The following is an 8,205-nucleotide window of genomic DNA, read 5'->3' as shown; positions in this document are numbered from 1 at the left end:
TGGCAGAAATCCTCTAGTATCCGCTGGACATCCTTGGAATCATCCACAATGAACACCTTCTTCCCTTTCAGGTATTCAAGCTCTACGGGAACTATATCCTCACTGGCCACGGAAGCCGATCTTCGAAGTGTTATAGTGAACATGAAGGAACTGCCCTTACCTGCTTCCGATTCTATCCAGATCTTCCCACCCATCTTCTCGACAAGGGCCTTGGAAATAGCCAGGCCCAGTCCGGTCCCGCCATATTTCCTTGTAGTCGAGCTATCCGCCTGGGTAAAGGAATTAAAAATATCATCCTGCCGCTCTTTCGGTATACCTATCCCTGTATCGTTCACCGATATGAATATCTCCGCGTGCTCGCCCACATCCACATCGCCCGCGGTCCTGCCATTAGGTGAAACGGCGACCGCGCCGTCCTTGAGCTTTATATCAGCGGAAATATTCCCTTCGTCGGTGAATTTTACCGCGTTGCTCAAAAGATTGAGCAGTATCTGCCTGATACGCGTAGGATCCCCCTTGTATCTGGTCGGCATCCCCGGCTGGAAATTATAGAAAAGTTTTATATTTTTGTCCCTCGCCCTCGAGGATATTATCTTGAACGTACTGTCCACCAGGTGTTCCAGGTCGAAATCTATATGCTCGAGCTGCACTTCACCTGCCTCGATCTTCGATATGTCCAGGATATCGCTTATAAGCGTAAGCAGCACACCACCGGAGTCCATTATCGTATCCACATAATCGTTCTGCATGGATGTAAGTTCGGTATTCTTTAATAGCTCTGAAAAACCTATAACGGCGTTCATGGGCGTCCTGATCTCATGTGACATATTGGCCAGGAACTGGCTCTTGGATTTCGAGGCCTCTTCAGCCATCTGCCGGAGCTCGACCGCGCGCTTCTGGGCCTGCTCCCTGAGCTTTATCGTGTGATACAGTTCAGTGCTCATGATATTGAACGAGGTCGCCAGCGTACCCACTTCATCCCTTGATGATATATCCACCTTCTTCGAGAAGTCCCCCTTTGCCATGAGATCCGTGACCTGGACAAGTTTTTGTATCGGGTTGGCTATGCCGCTCGCGGTCAAAAGCGCGATAGGTATACCGATGAGAATGACCAGCAGCGTAAGAAAAAGTATAAGTGTATTGAACCGTTCAAGCCTGGTCCTGAACTCGCTCCAAGATATCGCTGAAAGCACTATCCAGCCTTCCTCGTTAATAGGGGCCGCCGTCACGAAATTGGTCTCTCCGCTCAGTTTTATCAGCATCACTTCAAGTTCCTTGTCGCCTGCCGTGGCCAAATTCCCGTTCTCATCGTCCTTCGGGGGTTCTATGGCTTTCTGTACCCTAGCCAGGTCGTCATCCTTTATCGCGGCCTTTCCGATCATCGCCGGATCAGGATGAGAAATATAGTACCCCTTGTTATCGATGATGTAGGCCTGCAGGTCCTCACCCACTTCCAGCTCTCCCAGGGCCTCCTGGAGCATGCTGTAGGATATCTGGCCGCAAACCATGCCGGCGAACTCATCGAACGGGTCAAGTACACGCGCCGCGTAAAGTATGGTCCTGCTGCCGATCTCCGGGCTCACACCTCCCGTTCCCTCCGGGGTCGGCGAATACCTCATATTTTCGGAAAATCCTTTGTCCCTGGCCTCGTTGAAGAATCCTTTCTCTGAGACATTGGCATGATCCGAAGACAACCATCCGTCGCTGACCTTAACGACTTCTCTTCCGGAAACATTGATTATGGATATCTCATGGAAAACGTAGGCAAAGGTCACAAGAAGGTCCTGCATCTGGAGTTTTTCGATGACTTTTGGTTCAAAAAGAAAGAGACTGGCCGTCTTGTTCTTCGATATGCGTATCACTATCTCTTTGCGCAGGTTCAGGAAAGTCCTTATCTTGTCGGAGAACTCCTCAGTGGCTACCTGGAGCCTGGCGTTGAACTGGTCCAGAAGGTATCTCTCCATTAGACGGCTTGACGAATAGCCGATAAGGCCTGATACGATCAGTATGATCGCGATTATTATGATGAGAAGTTTGTAACGAATGCTCATAAACGAATGAGATCAGCGAAATATTTTTCCTTAGTCCTCGAACGTGAAATTTCGTTCCCGGAACACCTTAACGCACGCGTCCACTACTTCTGACGCGTAAAGCACGCCCCGGTTCATGTTGATCTCATCCAGGGCCACATCTATGCCCAGGGCCGGCCGGTATGGCCTGTGTGACGACATGGCTTCCACCACATCCGCCACCGCTATTATTTTAGCTCCTAAAATTATATCCTTCGCGGTAAGCCCGGACGGATATCCTGACCCATCAAGCCTTTCATGGTGCTGAAGGACTATCTGGGCGATCGGCCATGGAAAATCAACCGTTTTAAGTATATCATATCCGACCTGAGCGTGCGACTTAATTATATTAAATTCTATACTACTCACCCTTCCGGGCTTACTTAATATTTCCGCGGGAATATGTATCTTCCCTATATCGTGTATCAGGGCGGCCATTTTTACCGCGTCCACGTCGTTCTCCGGGAGGGCCATTTCCTCGGCTATAGCGCACGCGAGCTTATCCACCCTCTGCTGGTGCCCTGCGGTATAAGCGTCACGCATTTCTGATGTCATGGCCATGGCCTTTATGGTCCCCTCTATAGTGCACCTGAGCTTTTCAAGGGTCTGTTTGCGGCCGTTCTCCGCCTTGATAAGGTCACTTATATCCCTTATGAAACCCTGGTAGCCGTCCACGCTGCCATCCTTGCCGCGGCGCACTACCGACGTTAGCAGGCAATCCAGGCAGGAACCGTCCTTTCTCTTCAGGGTGACCTCGTAATTACGCACATAGCCGTTCTTGGATATGTCCTCTTCAAAGGTGGACCGGCCATCGTCATCGGCATACAGGTTCTTGACATTGATCGATAAAAGTTCGTTGCGGGTATAACCGAAGAACTCCAGCATGGTCTGGTTGAAATCCAGGAATTCCCCGCTCTTTGACGTGATATATATCGCGTCCCTGCATTCCTTGAAGAAAGAACGGTATTTTTCTTCGCTGGCCAGGAGCTCCTCTTTAGCCCGTTTATGCTGGGTAATATCGACCGCCATGGAAAGAACATGGGGTTTATCGTAGAGATCTATGATCTTTACGGAGAATAAACATTCGTGCGCGACACCGGCTGAATCCCTGATCTCCACTTCCACGTTCTTCAGGTACTTCCGGTCCCGGAGCGTCTCGATAAGGCGCTGTCTTTTGGTCCGGTCCACCCATATATCGATCTCATCGACCGTTTTCCCTATAACCGCGCTCTCCGGGTATTTGGTCAGGGACAAAAAGGCGTCATTCACTTTAACAATACGGTTATCCAGTAGTGAGGTTATCGCGGAAGGTATCGGGCTCATCATGAAAACAACGGAAAAAAGTTCCTCCGAGATCTTCCGGTCTTTTACATCTTCTATCGCGATGTTCCTGGTATGCTCTTCTTCGCGCCTGTCATCCTCAAGCTGCTTCACCTTAGCTTCAAGTTCACGCACCCTGCACATCAGCTGTTCTTTATCTTCATTCATGGCATCTTTCGCGGAGCTTGTTAGTATAATAATTAGTCATAAAAGTATCAAAAGACACTTATTAGTTTACCATCGGCAGGAAATTTTTCAATATAACTTTTTTATATTTAACGCAAGGACCAAAACAACTGCGTTATGTTAGCACTCTCCGGTAGATATAAGAATGGAAGACCCTTTTCAGGGCAACAGGACTATCTCCACCAGCCGGACGACCTTCTCCGACCAGACGATTCAGCGTTATCCGTGGCACTATCCTTGGCCACCACAGGCTCAGGCTTGCTGACCCTGGAATAACTATTCGAAGACGCACTGGAACTATCGACTTTTTTTACGTATTTCGAGGGATTTTTCTGGAACTCAAGAACAGCGTCATAGGAACTGAACCAATACCTCTTGCCATCATACGCCGTGTTGAACCTTTTTCGGTCTATGGTTTTGCCTGTGACAGGACAGACCTTGTTGTCTGCATCCTTGAAGAACATTGAACGGGCACCGGCCTCGTTAGCATTGAACATTATAAAACTTGCGCAAATAATGGAAACCGTAAGCATGAACGTTATTGCTTTTTTTATCATAATTCCACCCTCCATTTTTACGTAAACCTTGCCTTGCTAAGATTTTATCATTTTTACACCCACATGGCAAGAATAATACTCACGTTACTGTATATATTTCAGTTCGTTCAACCCGAACTCCGACCTCAGGTACCTTTCCCAGCCTTTCTCAAAAGCGGGCATATCCTCCCCCAGGACACTTGCGATGGCCATATCAATATGCTCCCCCTTGCCCAGTTCCAGCAATATATCATGCAAACCCCTATACCCCCCACGCAGTATTATGTATTCCACCAGAAGATAGGATTCCAGGTACAGAAGAGTAACTACGTTGTGGTCCTTGATGTTGGCGAATGATGCCGGCATCCTGGACAGGGGGATGAACCCATACGAGTTCAGGTACCTCTTAAGCTCGCCCTTGTCCTTAGGCGTCACGAATGTCTCCGCTTTTGTAGCTATGCCTTCCTGTAACCACACAGGCACACCTGAACCGGCGATATCGTGCGCGACCGCGTGCGCGTATTCGTGATATATTATCCTGACAACTTCGTCCCGGGTATACTTGAGCTTGCCGGTAGGTATCCTCATCTTCCCGTCATACAGGGCCAACACCCACCATGCCCGGCCACCCAGGAGGGAGTCATAGTCCTTCTCCGAGTAAAGCACGACTATCGTCTTTTTGTCTGGGTAATGATTAAGCAACATCCCTACCCTGCCGTAGGCATCCTCAAGGTTCACCCTCAGGTAGGATGACGCGTCAATGGATATGCCGGGAGACAGGGCCATTATAAAATGAAGTGTTTCATTGGTGCTGAACCCTCCCTCCACCCCGCTTTCTTTTTTGACCTTTTCAAGAAGACCCTTGAGCCCCTTTATCGAGGGGTCTATCTCATACACGCGCTCAAGATACTCCTCGGCCTTCCGCATGTTCTGCACCAGGTAATATGCCTGGCCGAGATTATACAGGGTGTAGGGATATGCCTCGTCGTAATAATAAGCCTTTTCAAACTGTTCAATGGCGCGATAGAATTCTCCTTCGTTAATAAAATATCCGCCATAATTGTTATACGCGATGATAAGGTTCTTCCTGACGTTATCATTCGCCGGAAGATATCGTCTGGCCTGCTTGAACGCCTCGATCGCTCCTTCATAATCTCCGGACTTGGAAAGCTCGAGCCCTTCGTTATTGTATTTGTACGCGGCCTCGTCCGATGACGATAACGCCCTATCCGGCGCTATAAGCGACAGGACGGCAAGAACGACAAGCACCATCGCGAGCGCTGATCCTGGCGCCTTTTGTCCATTGGCCGCCCTCAGCATCATTTCTCCCCTTTACCGTTCAACCCGGTCGAGCGCATCATGTCCACCATGCCCTTGAACATAACATCCATCCCGTTCTTGATCCCAGCCCGTCGATTTCCGGTCTCCTTGAGCTCTTTCTGAAGTGCATAAAGCTTCCCCATATCCGCCCTGGACCTTCCTTTTTTCACTTCCTCCTGGCAATAATGGTCAAGATACCCGCCCATGACATCGGCACGCGTAAGTTCGCAGATAGCATCCAAAAGTCGCGCGTTAAGGTCTTTTCGGTCATCCATCACAGATCCCGCCAGCGGTTCTCGTTCGCCGCAGTTCTGAGCCGGGAGTCCAGCTCATTCTTAAGCGCGCTGCGGCTCTCGTTGATCTCTCTCACTTTTTTCGCGGACTCATAAAGTACATCCCCATCAACGTCCCCACGTGTTTTCAGGCACTCGTCATACCTCAAGTGGTCATAATACCCTATATTGACATTGGCACGGACAAGTTCGCCTATGATATCCGGCAACCTATTTTTCGAATGTTCTTTTTTCCGGGAGAGGTTCATATTTCCCCTTCTTGAGCACATCACCCATGAGCGCCGTGATCTCTTCCTTGAGCAGGTCGATTATCTCCTTCTGGACCTCGCATCTCTCGGCATACTCGCCGGCGTCACCTTCGGCCCTGCCATCGGATATGTCCTTTATGCGATTCTCGAAATTCACAAGCTTTATGTTCTCGATCACAAGCCTGTCTATCAAAGCTGAAAAAGTATTAAGGTTCGGTATGTATTTTTTCTCCATTGTTCTCCCCTTTTTTACCACTGCCTAATATGGATAAAAGCTGAAAAGTACTTTTCACACAGAACCTCGCCAGCTTCATTAACGACAGCTTCGCCTCCCCCGTCACCCTCTCTTTGTGGGTTATGGGATACGACCGCACGGCGAACTTCCCCTTGCGGAAAAGTACGGACATCATGACATTCGGGATAAGAGCGTCATCGGGAATATGGGGGACTATACACCTCTCAAATACGTCCCGCCTGAACAACCTGAAAGGTATGTTGACATCCGGGATGTCCCCGCCACAGATAAGATATACCATGGCCCTTAGGACACGTGTGACCACAAGACGCACGAACGCGTCCTTCCTCTCGGCCCTGACCCCGAGGACAAGTTCGGCACCTTCTTTCCCCTCCCATAACTTCCAGAACTCAGGCACGACGAACTGGTCATCCGAATCCGTCTGGAACACCCACTCACCGGAAGCGTGCCTGTACCCCGTAAGTACCGCCGGGCCATGCCCCTTGTTCTCCTGGTGTATCACCTTAAGCGCCGGATACCGCCCGGATATGGCATCCAGGACCTGTCCCGTGCCGTCGGATGACCCGTCATCCACGACTATAAGTTCGGCGCGGCCGTGCCTGTTTATTATGTTGTCGTATATATCCGACACGACCTTGTCCACGCAACCCACCTCGTTATATACCGGAACGACCACTGAAAGCGCGACGGGCCCGGCGTCAGGATAGTTTCTGTCTGATACTGTCATAATGTTCCATTCTTTCGACTATGCCGAGTTCCGGCCATTTCTCGAACTCATCCATGATCTTGAGGCATTGCCCGACACACGTATCCATGGAGATGTAACTGTATAGCCCCAGGCGCCCCACCGACATGACATTGTCGCATTCGCTGAGCTTGGACAAAAGCCCCTTGAAAAGCCTGATGTTCTGGAAAGTGGCGACAGGATACACGTGGTCTTTTCTCACCGAAAAAGAATCTTTTATGTCGGCGCCCATGCGACTAGAGAGGAAATCCTCCGCCTCGGTCTTCAACGCGTCGGGCGAAAGCTCTTCCTGCTTGTGCGCGTTGAAGGGGAACGCGAAACTCACCAGGGAATCCCCATGCTCCTGTAACGATTGCGAACGGTAATCCACTATACGCGTGAAAGAATAATTGTTCGGGAACGTCGTGACATACGAGCTCATGGACACGCCGCCGCCGAGCAGAAAATACCATTTCAGGATACCACGGTACGGAAGGAGGCACGATGCCCCGAAAAGCCTTTCTATCGGGACAGTGGAAAAAAAGAAGTCCCCTTCTATCTTCCCCTTATCCGTATCAACGGACTTGATGCGCTTAGGAGCCCATTCCGCGGAACTCACATAAGCTTTTACCACGTTTATACCATCGAGAAGCTTATCGAACAGGGGCTTGTAACTTCCGGGGTGCCCCTGCCATTTATCCCCGAACATGCCCTTACCTTTCTCCCTGAGGGCGAGGTTCCTGAACCTCGCCCATTCTATGTCCATGTCAACGGGATCTATCCCCCATTGTTTCTTGTTGTAGTTCTCGAAAAAATACCGGTACATAGTAGCCCCGACACGGGATATGACATATTTCTGGAAATTCTCATGGGACGGTTTCTCCAGGTTCACATGGTACAGTTCTTCCACGGCCTTTTCCCTGTCCTCAAGCGGCAACTTCAGGACATTGGCGGCCGTTACCGGGAAATCCGCAAGGTCGTCCAGAGACCCGTCTATCGAAAGCAACGGAAAGAACCTGTGTTCCCTGTTATCAAGGAACTTACGGAAGAATATCTCCTCTTCAGATCCCGGCTCGGCGTACAGGACATGCGGCCCAAACTCATAGTTCACCCCGTGGAAATCTCCCGTATGGCAAAGCCCTCCCATATATTCGTTCTTCTCCACGATAGTAACATTGTAACCGGCCCGTTTGAGCAGATACCCCAGAGTGCACCCTGCCAACCCACCGCCCAGAACAACTATATCCTTCATG

The 8,205-nt window shown here is 50.0% G+C and carries 9 protein-coding genes; all 9 read right to left on the bottom strand.

Annotation, left to right across the window (positions count from 1 at the left end):
* Window positions 1-2,051: ATP-binding protein (locus PHH49_07445; protein ID MDD5488769.1), on the bottom strand; the 2,051-nt coding region annotated here is incomplete at its 3' end.
* 30 nt (window positions 2,052-2,081) lie between these two features.
* A complete protein-coding gene (locus PHH49_07440; GenBank protein MDD5488768.1) occupies window positions 2,082-3,557 on the bottom strand; it encodes a PAS domain S-box protein in 1,476 nt (491 codons plus the stop codon).
* 191 nt (window positions 3,558-3,748) lie between these two features.
* Entirely contained in the window at window positions 3,749-4,132 is a 384-nt protein-coding gene (locus tag PHH49_07435; GenBank protein MDD5488767.1) for a hypothetical protein, read from the bottom strand.
* An 84-nt stretch (window positions 4,133-4,216) separates the two neighbouring features.
* The gene (locus tag PHH49_07430; GenBank protein MDD5488766.1) at window positions 4,217-5,434 is read right to left on the bottom strand and encodes a tetratricopeptide repeat protein; all 1,218 of its coding nucleotides are present in this window, start codon (window positions 5,432-5,434) and stop codon (window positions 4,217-4,219) included.
* Window positions 5,431-5,706 carry a hypothetical protein gene (locus tag PHH49_07425; protein MDD5488765.1) on the bottom strand — a complete coding sequence of 92 codons (276 nt, stop codon included), beginning with the start codon at window positions 5,704-5,706 and terminating at the stop codon, window positions 5,431-5,433. Before PHH49_07425 ends, PHH49_07430 begins: the two co-directional genes overlap by 4 nt.
* Entirely contained in the window at window positions 5,706-5,933 is a 228-nt protein-coding gene (locus tag PHH49_07420) for a hypothetical protein (protein MDD5488764.1), read from the bottom strand. Before PHH49_07420 ends, PHH49_07425 begins: the two co-directional genes overlap by 1 nt.
* 1 nt (window position 5,934) lies before the next feature.
* Window positions 5,935-6,207 (bottom strand): hypothetical protein, encoded by a 273-nt coding sequence (locus PHH49_07415; protein MDD5488763.1) that lies wholly within the window; start codon window positions 6,205-6,207, stop codon window positions 5,935-5,937.
* On the bottom strand, window positions 6,179-6,955 hold the full coding sequence (locus PHH49_07410) for a glycosyltransferase family 2 protein (GenBank protein MDD5488762.1): 777 nt from the start codon (window positions 6,953-6,955) through the stop codon (window positions 6,179-6,181). Before PHH49_07410 ends, PHH49_07415 begins: the two co-directional genes overlap by 29 nt.
* A complete protein-coding gene (locus tag PHH49_07405) occupies window positions 6,927-8,204 on the bottom strand; it encodes an FAD-dependent oxidoreductase (GenBank protein ID MDD5488761.1) in 1,278 nt (425 codons plus the stop codon). Before PHH49_07405 ends, PHH49_07410 begins: the two co-directional genes overlap by 29 nt.
* Window position 8,205: the final 1 nt, after the last annotated feature.

The sequence above is a fragment of the Candidatus Omnitrophota bacterium genome, from assembly GCA_028715965.1.
Lineage (GTDB): Bacteria > Omnitrophota > Gorgyraeia > Tantalellales > Tantalellaceae > JAQUQS01.
Note: the sequence above shows the minus strand (reverse complement) of the source record. Positions and strands in the feature narration are given on the sequence as shown.